Origin of the sequence: Pandoraea iniqua (assembly GCF_902459685.1) — a bacterium.
GTDB classification, from domain to species: domain Bacteria; phylum Pseudomonadota; class Gammaproteobacteria; order Burkholderiales; family Burkholderiaceae; genus Pandoraea; species Pandoraea iniqua.
The window spans coordinates 34,563-56,189 of record NZ_CABPSF010000008.1; the positions used below are offsets into that span (position 1 = coordinate 34,563).

Annotated in this window: 23 protein-coding genes and 1 tRNA gene; 11 read left to right on the forward strand and 13 right to left on the reverse strand. The window is 63.2% G+C overall.

Annotation, left to right across the window (positions count from 1 at the left end):
* The first annotated feature begins 42 nt into the window (after positions 1-42).
* Positions 43-474, forward strand: coding sequence for an NUDIX domain-containing protein (locus PIN31009_RS22590; RefSeq protein ID WP_150686158.1), 432 nt, complete (start codon positions 43-45; stop codon positions 472-474).
* 121 nt (positions 475-595) lie between these two features.
* Here the strand turns inward: PIN31009_RS22590 and yacG are convergent, their stop codons facing one another.
* From yacG to PIN31009_RS22635, 9 genes are all read right to left on the reverse strand, one after another.
* Positions 596-790 carry a DNA gyrase inhibitor YacG gene (gene yacG, locus PIN31009_RS22595; RefSeq protein WP_058376184.1) on the reverse strand — a complete coding sequence of 65 codons (195 nt, stop codon included), beginning with the start codon at positions 788-790 and terminating at the stop codon, positions 596-598.
* A 4-nt stretch (positions 791-794) separates the two neighbouring features.
* The gene (gene zapD, locus PIN31009_RS22600; protein ID WP_058376183.1) at positions 795-1,550 is read right to left on the reverse strand and encodes a cell division protein ZapD; all 756 of its coding nucleotides are present in this window, start codon (positions 1,548-1,550) and stop codon (positions 795-797) included.
* Positions 1,551-1,722: 172 nt separating this feature from the next.
* Entirely contained in the window at positions 1,723-2,337 is a 615-nt protein-coding gene (coaE, locus tag PIN31009_RS22605; protein ID WP_150686159.1) for a dephospho-CoA kinase, read from the reverse strand.
* Positions 2,334-3,203 carry a prepilin peptidase gene (locus PIN31009_RS22610; RefSeq protein ID WP_150791649.1) on the reverse strand — a complete coding sequence of 290 codons (870 nt, stop codon included), beginning with the start codon at positions 3,201-3,203 and terminating at the stop codon, positions 2,334-2,336. Before PIN31009_RS22610 ends, coaE begins: the two co-directional genes overlap by 4 nt.
* Positions 3,200-4,453, reverse strand: a complete 1,254-nt coding sequence (locus tag PIN31009_RS22615; RefSeq protein ID WP_174997347.1) for a type II secretion system F family protein — start codon at positions 4,451-4,453, stop codon at positions 3,200-3,202. Before PIN31009_RS22615 ends, PIN31009_RS22610 begins: the two co-directional genes overlap by 4 nt.
* Entirely contained in the window at positions 4,434-5,717 is a 1,284-nt protein-coding gene (locus PIN31009_RS22620; RefSeq protein WP_150791651.1) for a GspE/PulE family protein, read from the reverse strand. Before PIN31009_RS22620 ends, PIN31009_RS22615 begins: the two co-directional genes overlap by 20 nt.
* Before the next feature lie 187 nt (positions 5,718-5,904).
* Complete coding sequence (locus tag PIN31009_RS22625; RefSeq protein WP_150791652.1) at positions 5,905-7,194, reverse strand: HlyC/CorC family transporter; 1,290 nt, start codon at positions 7,192-7,194, stop codon at positions 5,905-5,907.
* A gap of 227 nt (positions 7,195-7,421) precedes the next feature.
* Positions 7,422-7,498: transfer RNA gene (locus tag PIN31009_RS22630), tRNA-Pro, on the reverse strand.
* A gap of 24 nt (positions 7,499-7,522) precedes the next feature.
* Positions 7,523-8,452 carry a polyprenyl synthetase family protein gene (locus PIN31009_RS22635; protein WP_246185824.1) on the reverse strand — a complete coding sequence of 310 codons (930 nt, stop codon included), beginning with the start codon at positions 8,450-8,452 and terminating at the stop codon, positions 7,523-7,525.
* Between the two features lie 350 nt (positions 8,453-8,802).
* On the opposite strand from PIN31009_RS22635, the gene rplU reads away from it, so the two are divergent.
* The 4 genes from rplU (at position 8,803) to proB (ending at position 12,008) form a co-directional block, all read left to right on the forward strand.
* A complete protein-coding gene (gene rplU, locus PIN31009_RS22640; RefSeq protein ID WP_058376175.1) occupies positions 8,803-9,114 on the forward strand; it encodes a 50S ribosomal protein L21 in 312 nt (103 codons plus the stop codon).
* Positions 9,115-9,142: 28 nt separating this feature from the next.
* The gene (gene rpmA / locus PIN31009_RS22645; RefSeq protein ID WP_017234735.1) at positions 9,143-9,403 is read left to right on the forward strand and encodes a 50S ribosomal protein L27; all 261 of its coding nucleotides are present in this window, start codon (positions 9,143-9,145) and stop codon (positions 9,401-9,403) included.
* Positions 9,404-9,553: 150 nt separating this feature from the next.
* Positions 9,554-10,696 (forward strand): Obg family GTPase CgtA, encoded by a 1,143-nt coding sequence (cgtA, locus tag PIN31009_RS22650; protein ID WP_150686165.1) that lies wholly within the window; start codon positions 9,554-9,556, stop codon positions 10,694-10,696.
* Between the two features lie 178 nt (positions 10,697-10,874).
* On the forward strand, positions 10,875-12,008 hold the full coding sequence (gene proB, locus PIN31009_RS22655) for a glutamate 5-kinase (RefSeq protein WP_150686166.1): 1,134 nt from the start codon (positions 10,875-10,877) through the stop codon (positions 12,006-12,008).
* 169 nt (positions 12,009-12,177) lie between these two features.
* Here proB and PIN31009_RS22660 read toward each other — a convergent pair whose 3' ends face one another.
* Together PIN31009_RS22660 and PIN31009_RS22665 are read right to left on the reverse strand one after the other, a co-directional pair.
* Complete coding sequence (locus PIN31009_RS22660) at positions 12,178-12,750, reverse strand: CNP1-like family protein (RefSeq protein ID WP_150791653.1); 573 nt, start codon at positions 12,748-12,750, stop codon at positions 12,178-12,180.
* 192 nt (positions 12,751-12,942) lie between these two features.
* Positions 12,943-13,680, reverse strand: coding sequence for an RNA pyrophosphohydrolase (locus tag PIN31009_RS22665; RefSeq protein WP_246185815.1), 738 nt, complete (start codon positions 13,678-13,680; stop codon positions 12,943-12,945).
* 130 nt (positions 13,681-13,810) lie between these two features.
* Here PIN31009_RS22665 and PIN31009_RS22670 point away from each other — a divergent pair, with 130 nt between their 5' ends.
* Positions 13,811-15,550 carry a proline--tRNA ligase gene (locus tag PIN31009_RS22670; protein WP_150791654.1) on the forward strand — a complete coding sequence of 580 codons (1,740 nt, stop codon included), beginning with the start codon at positions 13,811-13,813 and terminating at the stop codon, positions 15,548-15,550.
* Between the two features lie 183 nt (positions 15,551-15,733).
* Positions 15,734-16,327: a MarC family protein gene (locus tag PIN31009_RS22675; protein ID WP_150686169.1), complete on the forward strand. Its 594-nt coding sequence runs from the start codon at positions 15,734-15,736 to the stop codon at positions 16,325-16,327.
* 87 nt (positions 16,328-16,414) lie between these two features.
* On the opposite strand, the gene PIN31009_RS22680 is transcribed toward PIN31009_RS22675, so the two are convergent.
* A complete protein-coding gene (locus PIN31009_RS22680) occupies positions 16,415-16,963 on the reverse strand; it encodes a hypoxanthine-guanine phosphoribosyltransferase (RefSeq protein ID WP_058376169.1) in 549 nt (182 codons plus the stop codon).
* Between the two features lie 139 nt (positions 16,964-17,102).
* The gene (gene ffh / locus PIN31009_RS22685) at positions 17,103-18,467 is read right to left on the reverse strand and encodes a signal recognition particle protein (RefSeq protein ID WP_058376168.1); all 1,365 of its coding nucleotides are present in this window, start codon (positions 18,465-18,467) and stop codon (positions 17,103-17,105) included.
* A 103-nt stretch (positions 18,468-18,570) separates the two neighbouring features.
* Here ffh and PIN31009_RS22690 point away from each other — a divergent pair, with 103 nt between their 5' ends.
* The 4 genes from PIN31009_RS22690 (at position 18,571) to ampD (ending at position 21,563) form a co-directional block, all read left to right on the forward strand.
* Complete coding sequence (locus PIN31009_RS22690; protein ID WP_058376167.1) at positions 18,571-19,455, forward strand: cytochrome C assembly family protein; 885 nt, start codon at positions 18,571-18,573, stop codon at positions 19,453-19,455.
* Between the two features lie 6 nt (positions 19,456-19,461).
* Positions 19,462-19,740, forward strand: a complete 279-nt coding sequence (locus PIN31009_RS22695) for a PP0621 family protein (RefSeq protein WP_058376166.1) — start codon at positions 19,462-19,464, stop codon at positions 19,738-19,740.
* A 268-nt stretch (positions 19,741-20,008) separates the two neighbouring features.
* Positions 20,009-20,521: a DUF1269 domain-containing protein gene (locus PIN31009_RS22700; protein WP_150791749.1), complete on the forward strand. Its 513-nt coding sequence runs from the start codon at positions 20,009-20,011 to the stop codon at positions 20,519-20,521.
* Positions 20,522-20,936: 415 nt separating this feature from the next.
* Positions 20,937-21,563, forward strand: a complete 627-nt coding sequence (ampD, locus tag PIN31009_RS22705; protein ID WP_150791655.1) for a 1,6-anhydro-N-acetylmuramyl-L-alanine amidase AmpD — start codon at positions 20,937-20,939, stop codon at positions 21,561-21,563.
* The last annotated feature ends 64 nt before the right edge of the window (positions 21,564-21,627 follow it).

Below are 21,627 nucleotides of genomic sequence, written 5' to 3' on the forward strand. Positions count from 1 at the left end.
GTGCGCAGCGATGGCGCGCCCGGCCAAGAGAACCGCAGACTTATGACTGAATCGAAGCGATACGCGCCCGATGGGCGTGCCATTACGGAAGTGGCGGTCGGCGTGATGGTGCGCCCCGACGGCACGGTGCTGCTGGGCCAACGCCCGGCAGGCAAACCGTACGCCGGCTACTGGGAGTTCCCGGGCGGCAAGCTCGAAGCAGGCGAGTCGGTGGCGGCGGCGCTGGCGCGCGAATTGCACGAAGAGTTGGGCGTGACGGTCGTACGGTGCGCGCCGTGGCGCGTGCTGGAGCACGACTACCCGCATGCGTATGTCCGTCTGCACTTCTGCAAGGTCACGGCATGGGACGGCGAGCCGCATGGCAAGGAAGGGCAGGCATTGGCGTGGGAGCGGCCGCCGGTGGGCGTAGCGCCCTTGCTGCCGGCCGCAGAACCGCCGCTCGCGTGGCTTGCTGAGGAAATGGCCGGCAAGTGACGCGGTAACAGACGTGCGGCAACGCAAGGTCTGGAAAGCAAGAAAGGCACCCTCGGGTGCCTTTCTTGTTCTAGCGGCTAACGTCAGCGACCAACGTCAGCGACTGATTTAGCGCCCCGTTTCAGCGCTCCGTCGGATCGAGCGGTGAGTCTTGCGAGGGATCGTCAGCGGCTTCTGCGGGAATGGTGTACTTCTCTGCGGCCCATGCGCCGATGTCGATCTGCTTGCAGCGCTCCGAGCAGAACGGACGAAACTTGGCTTCAGGGCCCCAAACGACTTTCTTGCCGCAGGTCGGACAATTGACGACGGTTGTCATGGTCTTACAGATTGCAGAGTGTCAGCAGGAAAGGTACGTCGCTGTCGACCGGACGGGGCTTCAGATCGCCGTCCTGCGTGGTGAAACGCACCCAAAGCATGTACTTGTTGGCGCTGGCTTCCGGGATCACGCGCAGATCGGCGGCCACGCGCACCTGCATGAGCTGGTAGACGCGGCCCGTGAGCATCTGCTGATAGCTGCCTTGCTGCGCCATCGCCTTGCTGGCATGACCGGATTCGCGCGCCAGCCCGAGCACGATGCCGATGGCATCACGCAGCGGCATCAGCGGGCCAATCCATTTGTCGATGTCCTGGCGGCGCTGTTCGGTATCGTTATGCCGCCACGCGTAATACGACGGCAGATCGAAACGGCACGTGCCCCCCGGGATCACCGAGCGGCTGCGAATGCTCGACAGCCATTCGTTGTCGTTCAGGTGCTGGCCGGGTTTGCCGGGAATCTGATTGAGATTGGCAATCGCGCGCTCGACTTCGTCGATGAACTGTTCGAGGGCATCCGACGCGATGTCAGGATTGCCGCGATAGGTCTGAAGCGTCAGCCGCTGCCGATCCAGTTCTTTGACCAGATCGTTCTTCAGGTCGGAGCGCCCCGCGATGTCCGCGATTTCGAACATGGTGATCAGCGCCGCGTGATGATCGAGCGGCTGATCCTGTCCGACGAAAAAGGCAAAGCGCCCGAACAGCTCTTCTAGCCGAAGCAGCGTGCGAATGCGTTCGTTGAGCGGATATTCGTACAGGATCAAGCGCGTTGGCCCAAAAGTTGGCGCTTTTCAGCGTAATGGCGACATTCTAATGCGGGAATCCAAAGAGAAGCAACGCGCGTCGGCGTTCCATGGCGTGCAATTGCGGTGCGTGTGCTCAGTGCGTACGCTCAGCAAGCGTTGCATAGCGATGCTCCTGTGACTGTCGAATGACTCAGTGTGCACCGGATTGCGCCGCAAGTTTGAGATATTCCGCGTGCAGCCGATCCACGTGCGAGGTGAGGGCAGCGTGCTGCGTGTCGTTGTCGACAACATCGTCGGCGAGTGCGAGCCGCTGCGCTCGCGTGGCCTGCCGCGCCATGATTGCGAGCACCTGATCGCGCGAAAAACGGTTGCGCGCCATCACGCGGGCAATCTGCGTTTCTTCCGGACAGTCGACAACGAGTATGCGTTGCACTCGTTCGCGCCACGTACCGGACTCAACCAGCAGCGGCACGACGAAAATCAGATAGGGCCCCTCGGCTTGCGCCGCCGCGCGCTCGCATTCGGTGCGGATCAGCGGATGGGTAATGGCCTCCAAACGCGCTTTTGCCGCGTCGTCGGCAAACACGAGCTCGCGCATGCGAGCCCGGTCGAGCGAGCCGTCGGGGGCGACGAAGTCATCGCCGAACGTGCGGCGGATGGCTGGCATGGCAGCACCGCCGGGTGCCGTAATGCCGTGGGCGATCGCGTCGGTGTCGATGATCGCGATGCCGTGCGTGGCGAACAGGTTGGCGACGGTGGTCTTGCCACTGCCGATGCCGCCGGTCAGGCCGATGGCGTAAGTCATAGGGGGCCTCCGATCCACATCATCAATTCGTTGCCACCGAACAGCGTGGCAATACCCGCCGCCGCGAGAAACGCGCCGAACGGAAACATCTGATCGTGCCGCAGCCGGCCCGCGAGCCAGGCACTGCCGGCCACCACGATGGCAAGCAAACACGCGAGCGTCATGATTTGCAGCAGCGCGGCCCATCCGAGCCACGCGCCGAGGGCGGCGTAGAGTTTGAAATCGCCAAAGCCCATGCCCTCGCGACGGCGCAGCAGCCAATAGACCCAGTACAGCAACCAGAGACTCAGATAGCCTGCCGCCGCTCCGATCACCGCCGCAGGCAGCGCCGCGAACCAGTGGCCCAGATTGCAGAGCAGGCCCGCCCACAGCAACGGCAACGTCAGGATGTCGGGCAGCAGTTGCGTGTCGAAATCAATATAGGCGAGCGTGATTAGGGTCCACACGAGACCGAGAGCACCAACGCTCTGCCAAGTCGGGCCGAAGCGCCATGCCACGGCTACACTCAGTAGCGCCGTGAGCAGCGACAACTGCCAGCGGCGCGTCGGGGCGGCATCGGGGAATGGCACTGCCTGAAAGCGTTCTGCGGATAGGGCAGTGATCGATGCCAGAGGAACGTCCGCAGGGTCATGGTCGGTGGATACGACGGACGCCCGTGCAGTGACTGAGGTGACTGACGTGACCGAGGTGGCCGCGTTGGCGGATTCCGCCAGCCATGCGCGCTCGACGGCGACCGGCACGCGGCGTATGGCGATATCGAGCAATAGGCCCGCGACGATGCCGACCGCAGCAAAGAGTGCAAAGCGCCAGTGCGGCGCCAGTTCGGCGAGAAAGTCGATGAGCAGAGGCTCTGCGTAGCCGTTCATGCGACACCGTATCCGAGTTGGAACATCGGTAGATACATGGCGAGCACCATGCCCCCGATCAGCAGTCCGAGCAACGTAATCATCATGGGTTCTAGCGTCGCGCAGGCGCTCACCAGCGTATGTGCGGCTTCGTCGTCCAGCAGATCGGCCGCCTGGTTGAGCATGCGCCCGAGTGTACCCGATTCCTCCCCCACCACGGCGAGTTGCGCGATGACCAGCGGCCAGTGCGTATCGGCCTCGAGCGCCGTTGCCAGCCGTGCGCCGCGGGCAACCGACACGTGCACGACATGCGCCGACTGCCGGATGACGAGGTTGCCGCAGGCATTGGCTGCGGCGTCCATCGCGTCGCCCAGCGGAATGCCTGCGTCGAGCAGCGTGCCCAGCGTGCGCGCCCAGCGCGCGGTGCTCGTCATGCGCATGATCTGACCGATACCGGGCAGTTGCAAGATCAGGCGATCTCGCCATCGTTGCACGCGTGCACTGCGCCGGAGTGTCACGCTGACGGCAACCCCCACGGCACTGGCAACGGCAAGCAGCCACGGCCCGTCGTCGATCGCTGCGCGGGACACGTCGATGAGCCAGCGGGTGAGCGGGGGCAGCGGTACGCCACCGCCGGCGGCGTTGGCGAAGAGCCGTTCGAACTCGGGGATGACCCAGCGGAGCAGTGCGATCACGATCGCAATGGCCACGCCCAGCACGGTCAGCGGATAGGAGAGCGCCCGCTGGAGTTTTTCCCGTAGCGCCCGTGTGTGGTCGCGCTGCGCACTGAGCCGCGCGAGCGTCGGCGCCAGTTGTGCGCCCAGCTCGCCGGCGGCGACTAACTGACAATCGATGGCGTTGAAGTGATGCGTTGCCCGCGCCATCGCCTGTGCCAGCGGAAAACCTTGCCTGACGTCGTGCCCGATTTCGCGCGCGAGACGTTTGAGGCCACGGGCATGTGCGCCGCGCGCGAGGATATCGAGTGCGGCGCTCAATGGCACACCGGCGGCCAGCAGCGTGGCGAGGCGCCGCATGAGGTTGGCGGCATCTAGGGCATTCACGCGAATGGCGGGCGTGTGGCGGCGCCCAGCGCTCAGATGCGTCACGCTCATATGCTGCCGGCGCAGTTCGAGGCGCGCAATCGCTTCGCCATGCGCGATCAACTCACCCTGCCGGGCACGGCCATCGGCGTCGCGGCCCTGCCAGTGCCAGCGACGGGGTGGGGCGCCCGGCGTGTGTCGGGGCGCCCGGTCAGGCAGGTGTTGTTGCATCGACATCCTCCTGACAGATCGTGCCCGCAGCGGCGTGCCACAAACCGGCTTCGCGCAACGTCATGACGCCTTCGCTCGCCGCCTGCGCCGCCAGTTCGTGAGGGCTGCGCGATTGCGCGATGTTGACCGCTTGCGTCGCGCTGATCGGCATCACCTGAAACACACCAATGCGCCCCGCAAACCCAGTGCCGTGACAGCGCATGCAGGTGTGGCGGCGCTGCGCTTCGTCGCGGTCCCCTCCGCGCGCTCCATGCCCGGCAATCTCGGACGGGGCCGACGGCGTCTCCTTCGATGCGTCGGCACTCCCGGCCACTTCACACCCCGCCGGACAACGGCGCCTGACGAGACGTTGCGCGCTGACCAGCAGAAGTGCCGATGAAAGATTGAACGGGGCGACGCCGAGATCCAATAATCGGGCGACCGTGCTCGACGCATCGTTGGCGTGCACCGTGGCGAAGACCAGATGTCCCGTTTGTGCGGCTTGCACGGCAATCGAGGCGGTTTGTGCGTCGCGGATTTCCCCGATGACAAGCACGTCGGGATCTTGGCGAAGGAAGGCGCGCAAGGCGGTCGAGAAGTCGAGCCCGGCCCGCTCGTTGAGATTGACCTGCGTGACGCCCGGCAGCCGGATTTCGACCGGGTCTTCGATCGTCACGATATTGCGTGTGGTGTCGTTGAGCCGCCGCAGGCAACTGTAGAGCGACACCGTCTTGCCGCTCCCTGTCGGCCCCGTGAGCAGAATCATGCCGTGCGGGCGCGCGATGGCGCGCGCGAGCGCCTGATATTGCACGGGCGTGTAACCGAGCGATTCGAGCGAGAGGGGGACCTTGGCGCCATCGAGCAGCCGCACCACCAGCTTCTCGCCGTAGAGCGTGGGCAACGTGCTGACGCGGCATTCAACAGGGTCGCCCGCTTCGCGCCACAACATGCGGCCATCCTGCGGCAACCGCTTTTCCGAGATATCCAGATGGGCGAGCACTTTCAATCGGGCAACCAGCATGTCGCGCCACGCCACGGGGACTTCGGCGTGCTCGTGCAGTGCGCCATCCACGCGTAAGCGAATGCGGAACCGTCGTGCCATCGGCTCGAAGTGAATGTCGGAGGCGCCGGCGCGCACGGCTTCGCCGAGCATCTGTTCGAGATACTGGAGCGGCGAGGTCGCTTCGCGTGCGGAGGATGAAAACGACGCGGCAATCGGTGCGTCGACGCCGCGGGATTCAGCGGGTGTCGGACGAGAGGGCGTCGAGACGGTTTGCGATGACATGACAGGGTATGACGAGAGCGGCGTGAAGCTTCAGTCTCGTCAAAACCCTGAGGGATCTCAATCGGAATTGCCCGAAAAATGGGGCGGTGTAACGCGCAGTGAACGAGGGGATTTCAACCCGGTAATTTCAACCGGCTAATTTCAACCCGCTAAATCGGCGCAATCTTCTTCGCCGGCACCGCCGCCGTCAGTTGGCAGACGAGTGCACCGCCGGCTTGAACAATCGCACGGTCTTGATCGCCTGATTGTCGATCTGCACGATCTCCATACGCACGCCGCTGATCTCCAGACTCACCGACGCTTCCGGAATCTCACGCAGCACTTCGAGGATCAAGCCGTTGAGTGTCTTCGGCCCATCGGTCGGCAGATGCAGGCTCAGCCGGCGATTCAGGTCGCGCAACCCGACGCCGCCACTGACCAGACAATCGGCGTCTTTGCTCCAGCCCGAGCGGCTGCCGCCCGAGCCGTGCGTACTCGTGGTGAACTCGCCGATCAGTTCCTCGATGATGTCTTCCGTCGTCACGAGCCCTTCGACTTCGCCGTATTCGTTGACGACGAGTCCTACGCGGCGATGGTTTTCCTGAAAGTACTGCAACTGGCGCAGTGCAGGCGTATCGCTCGGAATGAAATACGGCTCGACGAGCAGCGCGCGCAGGGTGTCGACCGTGATGTCGTCGGGATGGCGCAGCGCGGAGAGTGTGCGGCGCACGGGCAGGATGCCGACGATGCGGTCGATATCGCCGTCGTACACCGGCAACTTGTTGTGATAGCAGGTCTCGAGCTGCGAGAGGATCGTCTCGAGCGGTGCCGAAATATCGAGCGCTTCGATACGCGCGCGCGGCACCATGACATCGTCCACCGCGATGTTCTCCAGATCGAGCAGGTTGAGCAGCACACTGCGCGGTTTGGTCGGCATGTAGTTGCCGGCTTCGAGCACGATGGTGCGCAGTTCTTCAGTGGTGAGCCGTGTTTCGCTGGCGTCGCGGCGCGTGTTGATGCCGAGCACCCGCAGAATGCCGCGCACGAAGCCGTTGAGCACCCAGACAAGCGGCGTTGCGAGCGTGACGATCGGTTTGAGCAGCGCGCTGGTGGGCAGCGCAATGCGTTCGGGATAGGTCGCGCCGACGATTTTCGGACCAATCTCAGCGAACACGATGATGAGCAACGCAATCAGCGCCGTGGCAATCGTGAGGGTGACCGCGTCGTTGCCGAAGTAGCGCACCGCAATGGACGTGGTGAGTACGGGGACAACGGTATTGATGACGTTATTGCCGACGAGAATCGTCGACAGCAGATCCTCCGTGCGGGAGAGCAGACCCTGTGTGTCCTTCGCGCCTCGCACATTGAGGCGCACGAGATGTTTCAGGCGATGGCGGTTGAGCGCCATCATGCTCGTCTCTGAGATGGAGAAGAAGCCCGAACAGACGATCAGCAGGGCGACGGCGCAAATTTGCGCCCATAAGGGCAAGGCTTCCAAGCGTATTTGTGCACCAGTGGCGCGGGGGGTGGCAATGAGTTGCCACTATAGCAGAGGGGGCTGGCCGTTCCGCCAGCGTGACGCGGGTGAGGGGAAAGTTTGCGAATGCGATGGAGTGCATGGCATTTGCGCAGGGAAAAAGGGGGGAGAAAGGGCAGCGTAGAAATAAAAAAACCGCCGGACGAATCCGGCGGTTTTTTTGCTTTGCATGAGAGCAAAGTGAATCTTGGTCGGGGTGAGAGGATTCGAACCTCCGGCCTCTACGTCCCGAACGTAGCGCTCTACCAGGCTAAGCTACACCCCGCTTTCGATTTTGTCGCTCCGCTTGTTAAGTGCGTCGCGCTATCGAGTAAGAACACAATTCTAGCAGGCTATTTTTGTATTGTGAAGAGGGGAGTGTAGAAATAATTTGTGCGGCCGCATCGGCTTCTTCTTGTGCACGTGCCAACGTGTAGTCGAGCGCCCCCGTACGCGTAATCGCGGCGAGGATCGGTTCGAACTTGTCGGTGCCGCCATTTTCGATGGCTTCCCGCACGAGCGCGCGTTCGGCGTCGGTGCCATGTTGCAGTACATGAATCAGCGGCAGCGTCGGCTTGCCCTCGCGCAGATCGTCGCCGGCGTTCTTGCCCATCGCATCGGTGTCGCCCGCGTAATCGAGCCAATCATCCATCAATTGGAACGCCGTGCCGAGGCGGCCGCCATATTCCAGTACCGCCGCTTCGGTCTGCGCATCGGCATTGGCCAGCACAGCCGCGAGTTGCGTGGCCGCTTCGAACAGCGTGGCCGTCTTGTACTTAATGACCTGGAGGTAGCGCGCTTCGTCGACGTCCGGGTCGTGCATGTTCAGCAACTGAAGGACTTCGCCTTCCGCAATGACGTTCGTGGCGCGCGCGAGGATTTGCATCACACGCATGTTGTCCACGCTCACCATCATTTCGAACGAGCGGGAGTACAAGAAGTCGCCGACGAGCACGGACGCCGCATTGCCGAACAGGGCATTGGCCGTCTGGCGGCCGCGGCGAAGGTCGGATTCGTCGACCACGTCGTCGTGCAGCAGCGTCGAGGTGTGGATGAACTCGATGACGGCGGCCAGTTCGAAACGCGCCGGCGAGGTGACGCCCAGCGCGTTCGCGACGAGCAGCAGCAAGGCCGGGCGCAGCCGTTTGCCGCCCGAATTGATGATGTACTCCGAGATCTGATTGATCAGGACCACCTCGGAGGCCAGCCGGTGGCGGATAAGCTGGTCGACGGCACGCATGTCGTCGGCGATGGCGGCCAGTACGTTCTGGGGAGAAGTCGAAGCAGTCAAGACAAGGCTCGGGTGAGGAAAAATTCGCCCCAAATTATATAGTGCGCAGGGCCACTTTCGGGCACCAGCCCCGCGGAATGACTGGCTTCACGGAAGTCTTTGACTCAAAAGGATAAAGTCTGTATAATCCCCGGTTTTCGTGCGCGCATTCTTCGCGACAAGTCCGAAAATACTTCGGTATGACGGGCTGCGGGGGCGGCGTTGGCCGGTAAGCAGCGTCCAAAGCGTCCTTTTTAGGGACCGGGACCCTCGGCCTGCACGGGAAGAAAATATCTCTTGTTTATGAGTGAGGTTCAACAATGTACGCGGTCATAAAAACCGGCGGCAAGCAATATAAGGTTGCTGCTGGCGAAAAACTTAAAGTAGAACAGATACCGGCTGACATTGGCGCTGAAATCACCATCGACCAGATTCTCGCCGTCGGCGAGGGTGAATCGATTAAGTTCGGTGCACCGCTGGTTAGTGGGGCTTCCGTCAAGGCTACCGTTATCGCCCAGGGTCGTCACCCCAAGGTGAAGATTTTCAAGATGCGCCGTCGCAAGCACTACCAAAAGCGTCAAGGCCATCGCCAAAACTACACCGAGCTGCGTATCGACAGCATCAACGGCTAATCGATAGAGCTAGGTAAGGAGTTAAGTCATGGCACACAAAAAAGCAGGCGGATCGTCCCGTAACGGCCGCGATTCCGAGTCGAAGCGCCTCGGCGTGAAGGTGTACGGCGGTCAGGCAATCCTGGCTGGCGGCATCATCGTTCGCCAACGCGGTACTCGTATGCATGCCGGCGAAAACGTCGGTATTGGTAAGGACCACACGCTGTTTGCACTGGCCGATGGCCACGTGCAATTCGCCATCAAGGGCGCAGCGAAGAAGCAAGTGGTTAGCGTGGTGCCGGCAGCGTAAGCTAAGCCTTTTGCCACCAAAAGGCTCCGCTCTCATGCGGAGCCTTTTTTGTTTGTCCCGTCGCCACATTCGCGAAATGTCGCGAGGCTCACGGGGCGTTGTACAGAATTCAGTATCGTCTGCGGACGGTCGACAAAGCGGAACGGAACCATGAAATTCATTGACGCAGCGCGTATCGAGGTGATCGCCGGGGACGGCGGCAATGGCTCGGCATCGATGCGCCGTGAGAAGTTCGTGCCGTTCGGCGGACCCGACGGCGGCGACGGCGGTCGTGGCGGCAGCGTGTATGCCGTGGCAGATCGCAATATCAATACCCTGATCGATTACCGTTACTCGAAGAAGCATCTGGCGCGCAACGGTGAGACCGGCCGCGGCTCGGATTGCTACGGCAAGGGCGGCGACGACATCCATCTGCGTATGCCGGTGGGCACCATCATCAGCGACATGGACACCGGTGAAGTCATCGCCGACTTGACCGAACACGGTCAGGAAGTGGTGCTCGCGCAAGGCGGTGCCGGCGGTCTGGGTAACCTCCATTTCAAGTCGAGCACGAACCGTGCGCCCCGTCAGAAGACCGACGGCAAGCCCGGCGAGCGCCGCATGCTCCAGCTTGAGCTCAAAGTGCTCGCGGACGTCGGCCTGCTCGGCATGCCCAATGCGGGCAAATCGACCTTCATCGCGTCGGTGTCGAACGCGCGTCCGAAGATCGCCGACTATCCGTTCACCACGCTCCACCCGAACCTCGGTGTCGTGCGCACCGCGCCGGGCAAGAGCTTCGTGATCGCCGATATTCCCGGCCTGATCGAAGGCGCCGCCGAAGGTGCCGGTCTGGGCCACCAGTTCCTGCGTCACTTGCAGCGTACGGGCCTGTTGCTGCATATCGTGGACATCGCACCGTTCGACGAAGGCGTCGATCCGGTGGCGGACGCGAAGGCCATCGTGCTCGAATTGCAGAAGTACGATCAGATGCTGTTCGAGAAGCCCCGTTGGCTGGTGCTCAACAAGGTCGACATGATCCCGGAAGACGAGCGCGCCGAGCGCGTGGCCGACTTCCTCAAGCGTTACGACTGGGACGGTCCGACCTTCCAGATTTCGGCGCTGACCGGCGAAGGCTGCGAACACCTGTGCCTTTCGGTGCAGGAGTATCTGTACCAGCAACGCGGTGCTGTCGAAGAAGCGCTGGAAGATGCCGCGCTCGATCCGCGCTTCCGCGCAGGTACGGCGTCCCCCGAGGCTGCGCCCGCTGCCGAACCCGCACCACAAACGCCCCCGGACGATACGCCAAAGGCGTAAACTCCACATCACTCAAGACACAGGCGGTGCCGTCGCAATGACGTTGCCGCCGGTGATCCGGCCACGCTGGCCATGAGCGGTGCAGATTCGACGGGGCGTATCGACGCGTCCGCCGCTCTCGCCCGACGGTGCCAGCGAACCAGCCTTCCCCAATACATCCGCAGGAGAAACCAGTCCCATGCGTTCGGTCATTGCCGATGCCAGGCGGCTCGTGGTGAAAGTGGGTTCCAGCCTTGTGACCAACGATGGTCGCGGGTTGGACGATGTTGCGATTGCGCGATGGGCGCAGCAGATTGCCGCCCTGCGGCATGGTGGCGACGGGCGTGCGCCAAAGCAAGTGGTGCTCGTAAGCTCGGGGGCCATTGCCGAAGGCATGCAGCGTCTGGGCTGGACGCGTCGGCCGAAAGCCATCGACGAGCTTCAGGCGGCCGCCGCTGTCGGACAGATGGGGCTCGCACAGGTCTATGAGACGCGCTTCGCCGAGCACGGCGTGCGCACCGCGCAGATTCTGCTCACGCACGCCGATTTGGCCGACCGCGAGCGCTATCTGAATGCCCGGACCACGCTGCTGACCCTGCTACGCCTTGGCGTGGTGCCGATCATCAACGAGAACGACACGGTCGTGACCGACGAAATCAAGTTCGGCGACAACGACACGCTGGGCGCGCTCGTGACCAACCTGATCGACGGCGACGCGCTGGTCATTCTCACCGATCAGTCGGGGCTCTATACCGCCGACCCGCGCAAGAATCCGGATGCCGAGTTCGTGCACGAAGCGGAAGCGGGCGACGAGCGTCTCGAAGCGATGGCCGGCGGTGCCGGTTCAAGCATCGGCCGTGGCGGCATGCTGACCAAGATTCTGGCGGCAAAGCGGGCGGCGACCAGCGGTGCGCACACGGTGATCGCGTCGGGCCGCGAGGCTGACGTACTGGTGCGGCTCGCGGGCGGCGAGGCGATCGGCACGCAACTGGTGGCGCGCACGGCCGTACTGACGGCGCGCAAGCAGTGGATGGCCGACCATTTGCAGGTACGCGGGCGTGTCGTGATCGATGCGGGCGCGTGCAAGAAGCTGATCGAAGAGGGCAAGAGCCTGCTGCCGATCGGCGTGATCGACGTGGAAGGCACGTTCGCGCGCGGTGAAGTCATTGCGTGTGTGGACGAAGCCGGTCACGAGGTCGCCCGCGGCTTGTCGAACTACAGCGCTTCGGAGGCCCGGCTCATCCGCCGTCACCCGAGCAGCGATATCGAGCAGGTGCTGGGCTTCGCCAACGAACCTGAGCTGATTCACCGCGACAACCTGATTCTGCGCTGACCGATAAGCACTGCCGGGGCTCCCGGGTGTGAATCGACAAACAGAAGCAGAGACAAAAACGCCGGCACGATAACCGTGGCCGGCGTTTTTTATGGCATCAACGAACGTCGATGGGTATCGGCGCGAAAGCCAGCGGACGAAATTCCGCCCGCAGTCTCCTGCTGCGCGATTACTTGTAATCGGGGTTGCCCACCGGAAAGCGCAGGTTTTGCACGATTTCCTTCGGCTTTCCCAGCGGCGTTTTCTCGCGGCACAGGTAGTCGCGGTACAGAATGCCCTGATAGGCGGTCGAGCCGTACGGGCGAATCGGACGCCATTCGCTGTTGCGTGCGGCGACCCACGTGCCGTCGGGACGGCCGGTGGCGTACAGGCGCGTCTCGAACGTCGAACAGTGCATGCCTTCGAACGACACGTTACGCGCGCCTTCCTTGCTGGTGATGACGGCTACGTAGCGCACCACGCCGTCGTCAGACACTTGCACGGACTTGGTGTCGATCGCGTAGGTCAGCGAGGAGCCCGGCAGGGTGGGGAAGGTGGCGAGATCGGCGTTCTGCGGGGCCGTCGTCGGCATCGTGAAGTCGGATTCCTTCCATTTGCCCTTGGCGGCTTCCTGCTGGGCGAAGTATTCGTCGAGATCCTGAACGGGCTGCGACGTGCTGCTGCAAGCGGCAAGCAGTGACAGCGCGGCCAGAGGAACCAGAACGGCGAGGCGCGGAGCGCGGCGGGTGAAAGACAGGCGCATGAGGTGACGGTCAGTAAGACGGCTGATGAGCAAAAGCGGGCGAGGCCGCGCAAAATGTTCTGGGTGATCGACGACAGATGCGGCGACGGCAAACGCGGCGACAACATCGCGACAACGAACACGGGGAGAATTCAGCACGACGCGGGCATGACGCCCGCGTACGGATGATGGACAGCGCGCTCGCGGCCCGGTTCAGTGCCCCCCGCCTGCGGAACCCTTACCCGGACTAACCGGACTGACGGCGCTGCCCGAATTACCGGCGTGCTCGGCAGCATCGGCATCGTCGACCGCCACCGAAGCACCGGCGCAATCGTCGCTGTACTCGCCCGAGTGATGCTCACCCGGGCCGGGGTCGATCGCGTCGCCGTACGACCCGCTCGTGGCGCCCGGCGGCAATTCGCCGATGTGGGCACCCGCGCGCGGAAACCGCCGACGCTCGTGCTGGGCGCGCGCCGTCGTGCGCCGCAGATAGCGCGAGAGTTCGTTGAGCGCGAGTTGATACACTTCGCGTTTGAACTCGATCACGGCCTCGAGCGGCACCCAGTATTCGTTCCAGCGCCAGGCGTCGAACTCGGGATGATCGGTCGCCCGCAGGCAGATATCGCAATCGCGACCGACCATGCGCAGCAGGAACCAGATTTGTTTCTGGCCCCGGTAATGTCCGCGCACTTCGCGCTTGATGAACTTGTCCGGCACCTCATAACGCAGCCAGTCGCGCGTGCGACCGATGATTTTGACGTGTTCTGGCTTTAGCCCGGTTTCTTCGTGCAATTCTCGGAACATGGCCTGTTCGGGCGTTTCGCCGTACTTGATGCCGCCTTGCGGGAACTGCCAGGAGTGTTCGCCCAGCCGCTTGCCCCAGAACACTTCATTGCGTGCGTTTAAGAGGATGATGCCGACGTTCGGGCGAAAGCCTTCACGGTCAAGCATACAACCACCCTTGAATCCTTTAAAATTGCTTCGATTATAAACAGATAATCACCGGCGCGGCGGCTGGCGGGGCTCGGGCACCCGACCGAAGCAACCCGGCCGTTGACCCCTAATTTTTCCGGAAATCTGCATGAAAGCCTCTCGTTTCTTCATCGGCACCCTCAAGGAAGCTCCCGCGGACGCCGAGATCGTCAGCCACAAGCTGATGGTGCGTGCCGGCATGATCCGTCGCGTTGCCGGCGGTATCTACGATTACCTGCCGATCGGCCTGCGCTCGATTCGCAAGGTCGAAGCCATCGTCCGTGAAGAAATGAACCGCGCCGGCGCGCTCGAACTGCTCATGCCAGCCGTCCAGCCGGCCGAACTCTGGCAGGAATCGGGCCGCTGGCAAAAGTACGGTCCGGAGCTGCTTCGCCTGAAGGACCGCAACGACCGCGATTTCGTGGTCGGGCCGACCCACGAAGAAGTGGTGACGGACATCGCGCGCCGCGAGATCAAGAGCTACCGCCAGTTGCCGGTCAACTTCTATCAGGTGCAGAACAAGTTCCGCGACGAGATCCGTCCGCGCTTCGGCGTGATGCGCGGTCGCGAGTTCATGATGAAGGACGCGTACTCGTTCGATAAGGACCGTGCCGGCCTGCAAGTCTCGTATCAGAAGATGTTCGACGCCTATGTGCGCATCTTCACGCGTCTGGGGCTGGACTTCCGTGCGGTCGTGGCCGATAACGGCTCGATCGGCGGCTCGGGTTCGCATGAATTCCACGTGATCGCCGATACCGGTGAAGACGCCATCGCTTACTGCCCGACGTCGGACTATGCGGCCAACGTCGAAATGGCCGAAGCCGCCGCCCCGCAAGGCGAGCGTGCGGCCCCAGCCGAAGCCCTGACCAAGACCGCGACGCCGGGCAAGGCCAAGTGCGAAGCCGTGGCCGAACTGCTGTCGATTCCGCTCGCGCGCACGGTCAAGTCGATCGTGCTGGCCACCGACAGCGAAGACGCCGGCACCACGGTCTGGCTGCTGCTGCTGCGCGGCGATCACGATCTGAACGAAATCAAGGCGAGCAAGGTGCCGGGGCTGACGGACTTCCGTTTTGCCTCCGAAGCCGAAATCGTCGAGTGGTTCGGCACGCCGCCGGGCTATCTGGGCCCGATCGGCACGAAGAAGCCGGTCAAGCTGGTGGTCGACCGCACGGTGGCCAAGATGAGCGACTTCGTGGTCGGCGCCAACGAGGCGGACTTCCACATCACCGGCGTGAACTGGGGCCGCGACCTGCCCGAGGCCGAAGTGGTGGCCGATCTGCGCAACGTCGTGCCGGGCGATGCGTCGCCGGACGGCAAGGGCGAGATTGCCCTGTGCCGCGGCATCGAAGTGGGTCACGTGTTCCAGTTGGGCACCAAGTACTCGGATGCCATGGGGGCCACCTTCCTCGACGAGAACGGTAAGCCGGCGCCGATGGAAATGGGTTGCTACGGCATTGGCATCACGCGTGTGCTGGGCGCCGCCATCGAACAGAATTTCGACGATCGCGGCATCATCTGGCCGGAATCGATCGCGCCGTTCGAAGTGGTGCTGTGCCCGATGGGCTACGACCGCAGCGACGCCGTGCGCGCCGCTGCCGACAAGCTCCACGAGGACCTGCTGGCTGCCGGCGTCGACGTCATTCTCGATGACCGTGGCGAGCGTCCGGGCGTGATGTTTGCCGACTGGGAACTGATCGGCGTGCCGCACCGCGTGGTGATCGGCGATCGCGGCCTGAAGGAAGGCAAGATCGAGTATCAGGGCCGTCGCGAGACGGAAGCCCAGTTGCTCGACGCTGCGACCGTGGCCGAGATCGTTGCCGGCAAGGTGCGCGCCGCGAAGGCGATCTGAGCGTCAGTGAGGCGGGTGCGGGTCGAGCCGCATCGGTTCGTTCGATTCGATGCGATGCGACGGGCGACACTGCACCTGCCAACCAGCCGCACCATCCTTTAGAGGGTGAACCGGCTGGCCCCTGCATTACCTGACGGCAGTCGCCTTGGCGGCTGCCGTTGTCATATCCAGAGCATTCTCCGTATGGAATACACGTTCGCTTCGGCCACGATCCTGCTGCTGCTCATCACGGATCCGTTCGGCAATATCCCCATTTTCGTCAACGCGCTGCGTAACGTGCCGGCATCTCGACGGCCGCGCGTGATCGTGCGAGAGGTGCTGATCGCATTCGCGATTCTGCTGCTGTTCATGCTCGTGGGCGATCGCTTCCTGCGGATGATGAGCTTGACCGATCTGTCGTTGCAACTGGCGGGCGGCATCGTGCTGTTTCTGATTGCGCTGCGCATGATCTTCCCGCATCCCGATCAGGGGTCGCTGCCGACCACTGGCGAGCCGCTCATCGTGCCGCTGGCCATCCCCGCGCTTGCCGGGCCGTCGGCGCTGGCGACCGTCATGCTGCTGGTGTCGCAGCAGCCGGGCAGGATGCTCGAATGGATCACGGCACTGAGCGTGACGATGGCCGTGTGTGCGGTGGTGCTGTTGCTGGCCGACCGCATCGAGCGCTTGCTGGGTTCACGCGTGGTGGCGGCGTTCGAGCGTCTGATGGGGCTGATTCTCGTGGCCATCTCGGTCGAGATGATCCTCAAGGGCGTGAAGGTCTTCGTGCATCAGTTCTGAGCCTATGCATCGAAGGCATCGGCAGCAAAAGAAAAGGGCCCCGAGGGGCCCTTTCTTCATGGCGATGTGGCTGATGTCAAAACGATATCAGCGCGGCGTCGTCAGTGCGCGAATCGTCGGCAGGTTCCGCCAGTAACCCTTGGCATCCATGCCGCAGCCGAAGACATAGCGATCAGGCACGGTAAAGCCGCAGAAGTCGGGATGTGACGGCTTGTCCTTGGCGAGAATCTTCTCGCACAGCACGGCGCTGTAGAACTTCGACGCGCCCATCTCGAGAATCCGGTCGCGAATGGCGGCCATCGTCGCCCCTTCGTCGAGGATGTCGTCGAGCACGAGCACCACGCGGTCACGCACCGAGTCGCGCGGGGCGACACGCCATTGCATGGCACCGCCAGTCGTGGTGTTGTTGTAGCGCGAGAGGTGGATGTAGTCGAACTCGAGCGGGAAGTCGAGGCGCGGCAGCAGCATGCCGGTGAAGACGGCGGCGCCGCCCATGACCGACAGCACCATCGGGAATTCGTCGCCGATGGCGGCCTTGATGGCACCGGCCATCTGGTCGACCGAGGCGTTGACCTGATCGGACGAGACGATTTCTTCGGAATTACGGAATACTTCGAGGGCTTCTTCGCGGTTCATATGGGGCGACCCTGTATCACTTGTTGCGGGGGATGTCGCTATTTGCGGCCCGGAGTATATACGGAATAGCCGGCGTTAACCGGATCTGTCCGAAATCTGGCGGGCCGCAACCCTGCGACCGGGTAGACAACGTCTGCGCTTAGCGCATGCCCGGCATCATGCCCTTCATGCTGCGCATCATCTTCATCATGCCGCCGCCCTTGAGCTTCTTCATCATCGTGCGCATCTGATCGTACTGATTGAGCATGCGGTTGACTTCCTGTACCTGCACGCCCGCACCGGCAGCGATGCGGCGCTTGCGGCTGGCCTTGATCAGTTCGGGCTTGGCGCGCTCGGTGGGCGTCATCGAGTTGATGATGCCTTCCATGCGGCGCACCTGCTTCTCGGCCTGATCCATATTGGTCTGGCTGGCGGCCGCCTGAAACTGCGCCGGCAGCTTGTCCATGAGCGAGGAAAGCCCGCCCATCTTCTTCATCTGGCCGATTTGCGCCTTGAAGTCGTTCAGATCGAAGTCGCCGCCTTTCTTGACCTTCTCGGCGAGCTTCTGGGCGGCCTGCACGTCCACGCCGCGTTGGGCCTCTTCGACGAGCGCGAGAATATCGCCCATGCCGAGAATCCGGTTCGCCATGCGGTCCGGGTGGAAGACTTCGAGGCCGTCGAGCTTTTCGCCCACACCGACGAATTTGATCGGCTTGCCGGTGATGTGACGCACCGACAGCGCGGCACCGCCACGCGAATCGCCGTCGAGCTTGGTGAGCACCACGCCGGTGAGCGGCAGCGCTTCGTTGAAGGCGCGCGCGGTGTTCACGGCGTCCTGACCGAGCATGGCGTCGACGACGAACAGCGTTTCGATCGGTTTCAGTTCCGTATGCAGGGCGGTGATTTCCTGCATCATCGCTTCGTCGATACCCAGACGGCCGGCCGTGTCGACGAGCAGCACGTCGTGGTGATGGCGGCGCGCCCAGTCCACTGCCGCGCGGGCGATGTCGACCGGTTTCTGATCGGGTTGCGACGGGAAGAAGTCGGCGTCGACTTGTTCGGTCACCGTCTGCAACTGCGCGATAGCGGCAGGGCGATAGACGTCGACGGAAACCGTGAGGACTTTCTTCTTCTGCGCGCGCAGCAGCTTGGCGAGCTTACCGACGGTGGTGGTCTTACCGGCACCTTGCAGACCGGCCATCAGGATGATGGCGGGCGGGGTGGTGGCGAGATTGAGTTCGGCGGCACGGCCTTCGTAGTCGCCGCCCATGAGCGCGGTCAGTTCGCGCTGGACCACGCCCACGAGCGCCTGACCCGGCGAGAGGCTGCCGACGACTTCTTCGCCGAGCGCCTTTTCGCGCACTTTGGCGACGAAATCGCGGACCACGGGCAGGGCAACGTCGGCCTCAAGCAGGGCAAGGCGCACTTCGCGCAGCATTTCCTGCGTGTTGGCCTCGGTCAGACGGGCTTCGCCGCGCAGGGTCTTGACGACCTTGGCAAGGCGCGTAGTGAGATTGTCGAGCATGAAACGTATCCTGTAAGACCCGCAGTGGCCCGGTGGGCGGGCGTGCCCGGGCGAGTGAGCAGCACGGCAGCGCGCCCGTCATGGGCTGGTGTAAACTTCAAACATGACTATTTTACTGTATGCGCTGACCGCCATCCTCTACGCCGGGTTGGCGGTTTGTTCGTGGCAAGGTTACCGGCGCGATGCCGCACTCGCGATGGCGGGCGGGCAGCTCGCGCCTGCGCCGGTCACGGGCACGCCTTCGCGTTGGCCGATGCAGCTTTCGCTGTTCGTCGCGCTCGCGCTGCACGGGGTGTTGCTGCATCAGACGATCTTCCGCGCCGACAGCATGCACTTCGGTTTCGCGTACATGCTCTCGGCCATGCTCTGGCTCTCGGTGGGCATTTACTGGATCGAAAGTTTCTTCTTCCCGCTCGACAGCCTGCGGCTAATGGTCACACCGATCGCGGCCGTGGCCTGCATTCTGCCGCTCGTTTTTCCCGACGTGCGAATTCTCGGCTTTGCGGCCGAACCGATCTTCAAGGTGCACTTCATCATCGCGAACATGGCGTACGGCCTGTTTGCACTGGCGGCGCTGCATGCGCTGCTGATGATTTATGCCGAGCGGCAACTGCATCCGTCGCGCGGCAGCGAGCCGACCGGCTGGCTGGCCCGCTGGCTCGAAACGCTGCCGCCGCTGCTCACGATGGAGAAGCTGCTGTTCCGTCTGATCGGTGCGGGTTTCGTGCTGCTCACGCTGACGCTGATTTCCGGCGTGATGTTTTCCGAGGCGCTCTTCGGGCGCGCGGTGCGCATCGATCACAAGACCGTGTTTGCGGTGGTGTCGTGGCTGATGTTCGGCGCGGTGCTGCTGGGACGGCATTTTTATGGGTGGCGCGGTAAGGTCGCGCTGCGTTGGGTTCTGGCGTCATTCGTGGCGCTGTTGCTGGCGTATGTCGGTTCTCGCTTCGTGCTAGAGGTGGTGCTGCATCGCATGACGGAGACTTGAAGCGCGATGCGCAATATCTTGCTGTTACTGGTGTTGTTGGTGCTGGGCACCTGGTGGATGCGTCATAACGAGCGCAAGCGCGACGCCGATCGCATGCGCCCGCCGCCCGCGAACGGGGCGAAGACCACCGTGCAACAGTCGCTGCCGCCCGCCGAGCGCATGGTGCGGTGTCAGGAGTGCGATACCTATCTGCCCGAGAGCGACGCGATCCACGGCGCCGGTGGCACGCATTTTTGCAGTGGCGCGCATCGCGACGCCTATCTCGCGCGCGAACGCCGCGCCTGAGCCCCGAAGCGCGGCATCACCGCGCATTCGTCCGGGCGCATTCATCAGTCATTCGTCGGCCGTGCTTCGCCGATTCGCCGCACTTTCTTTCCCGCGGCATCTCTCTTCTGCCCTCGCTCCCTCTCTCTATTAGCAAGCCTGCCCCCGTGGCCGGCTTGCGCATGCCTGTCGCATGCACTAAAACACAGTAACCGGCCCCGTACAGAACAAGAACGAGCATGACGACGACGGGCAGGGGGATCAGTCGACAGGAGGGCGTCATATGCTAATGCGCAGACGGATGTATTTCCTTCTTCCCGATTTGGCGAGTGCGCAGCGCACGATGAGTGACCTGCTGCTGGCGCGAATCGAGGAGCGTCACATCCACTTCATGGCACGTGACGAAATGGACCTGGAGGGACTGCACGAGGCTAACCTCCTACAGACTTCCGATATCGTGCACGGCGCCGAAGCCGGGCTCGTGATCGGTGGCTTCTGTGGGCTGGCAGTCGGTGCAGTCGCGGCGTTTTTCCCCATCGTGGGCACACGTCCCCAATGGGAGTTGATGATCATTACCGCGCCGCTCGGTTCGCTGTTCGGCGCGTGGGTGTCGAGCATGATCGGCGTATCGGTGCCGAACTCGCGGCTCAAGATGTTCCGTGAGCCGCTGGAGCAAGGCCAGATTCTGCTGATGGCCGATGTGCGCGAGAGCCGCGTCGACGAGATTCGCGAGATGTTGAAAGCGCACCATCCCGAAGCGCATATGGAAGGGGTGGAGGCGGCGATTCCGGCATTTCCGTGATCGATGGGTTCATCCGGCCGGCAACGGCCAATGGCGCCGCCCCTGTGAGCGGTGCGGGGTGGTACGCGTGTTGCACGACACGAGTCCGTTGCCACCCCCGGGCGTGGCAACGCCCATGGAAGCCTCTCGGCCTAGTGCGGCGAGAGGCTTCTTCTTTGGGGATTCTGCCGATTTTTTTCGGGGCATCGGCCGGGCACATTAGCGGGAGTGCGCCTCTCACCGCACCCCGCAGCGACCGTTGGGCCCCGCGTCGGCGGCGTTACGCCAAGTGGGCTACAATGGCGCCCCTCGCTCTACGGGAGATCGCTGTGCCCGTCATGCTCCAGTCATTTGTGTCCCCTATCGTTGCCCACCGGCCGGATTGCCGCGTCAGCGCTTGCGCTGCGGTATCGCGCATGTTGTCGCGGGGCGCGGCATGAACGCACCGGATCGATCGAAAGTCGAAGGCACAGCGAACCCGTTGCCGGTCTTCACGCTCGACACCGAAGGCTGGGTGCGCGAAGCGCAGCGGCTGCCGTCGCCGAATTTCGATGCACGTCCGGCCGGGCTGCCGACCGACCTGCTCGTGGTGCACAACATTTCGCTGCCGCCGGGGCAGTTCGGCGGCGACGAGATTCCGGCGTTCTTCCAGAACCGGCTCGATCACGACGCGCATCCGTTCTTCGACGAGATTCGCGGCGTGCACGTGTCGTCGCACTTTCTCGTGCGCCGTGATGGTGCGTTGCAACAGTTCGTGTCGTGCGACGCCCGGGCATGGCACGCCGGTGCGTCGTCGTTCGAAGGGCGCGCGCGTTGCAACGATTTCTCGATCGGGGTCGAGCTCGAAGGCACCGACGAGACGCCGTTCACGGCGGCGCAGTACGCAACGCTGGCGGCGCTGACGCAAACGTTGCAGGTGCGTTACCCGATTCAAGCTGTCGCCGGACATGCCGATATAGCACCGGGCCGCAAGACGGATCCGGGGCCGCATTTCGAGTGGCAGCGGTTGCGCCGGATGGCAGGCCTGAACCCCGCGATGTTGCCGTTTCAACCGGCGGATTAACCCCCATGCCGGAATAGGTTTTGCTTGACACGGCGACGCCACGGGCCTTCCCGGCGAGACAAAT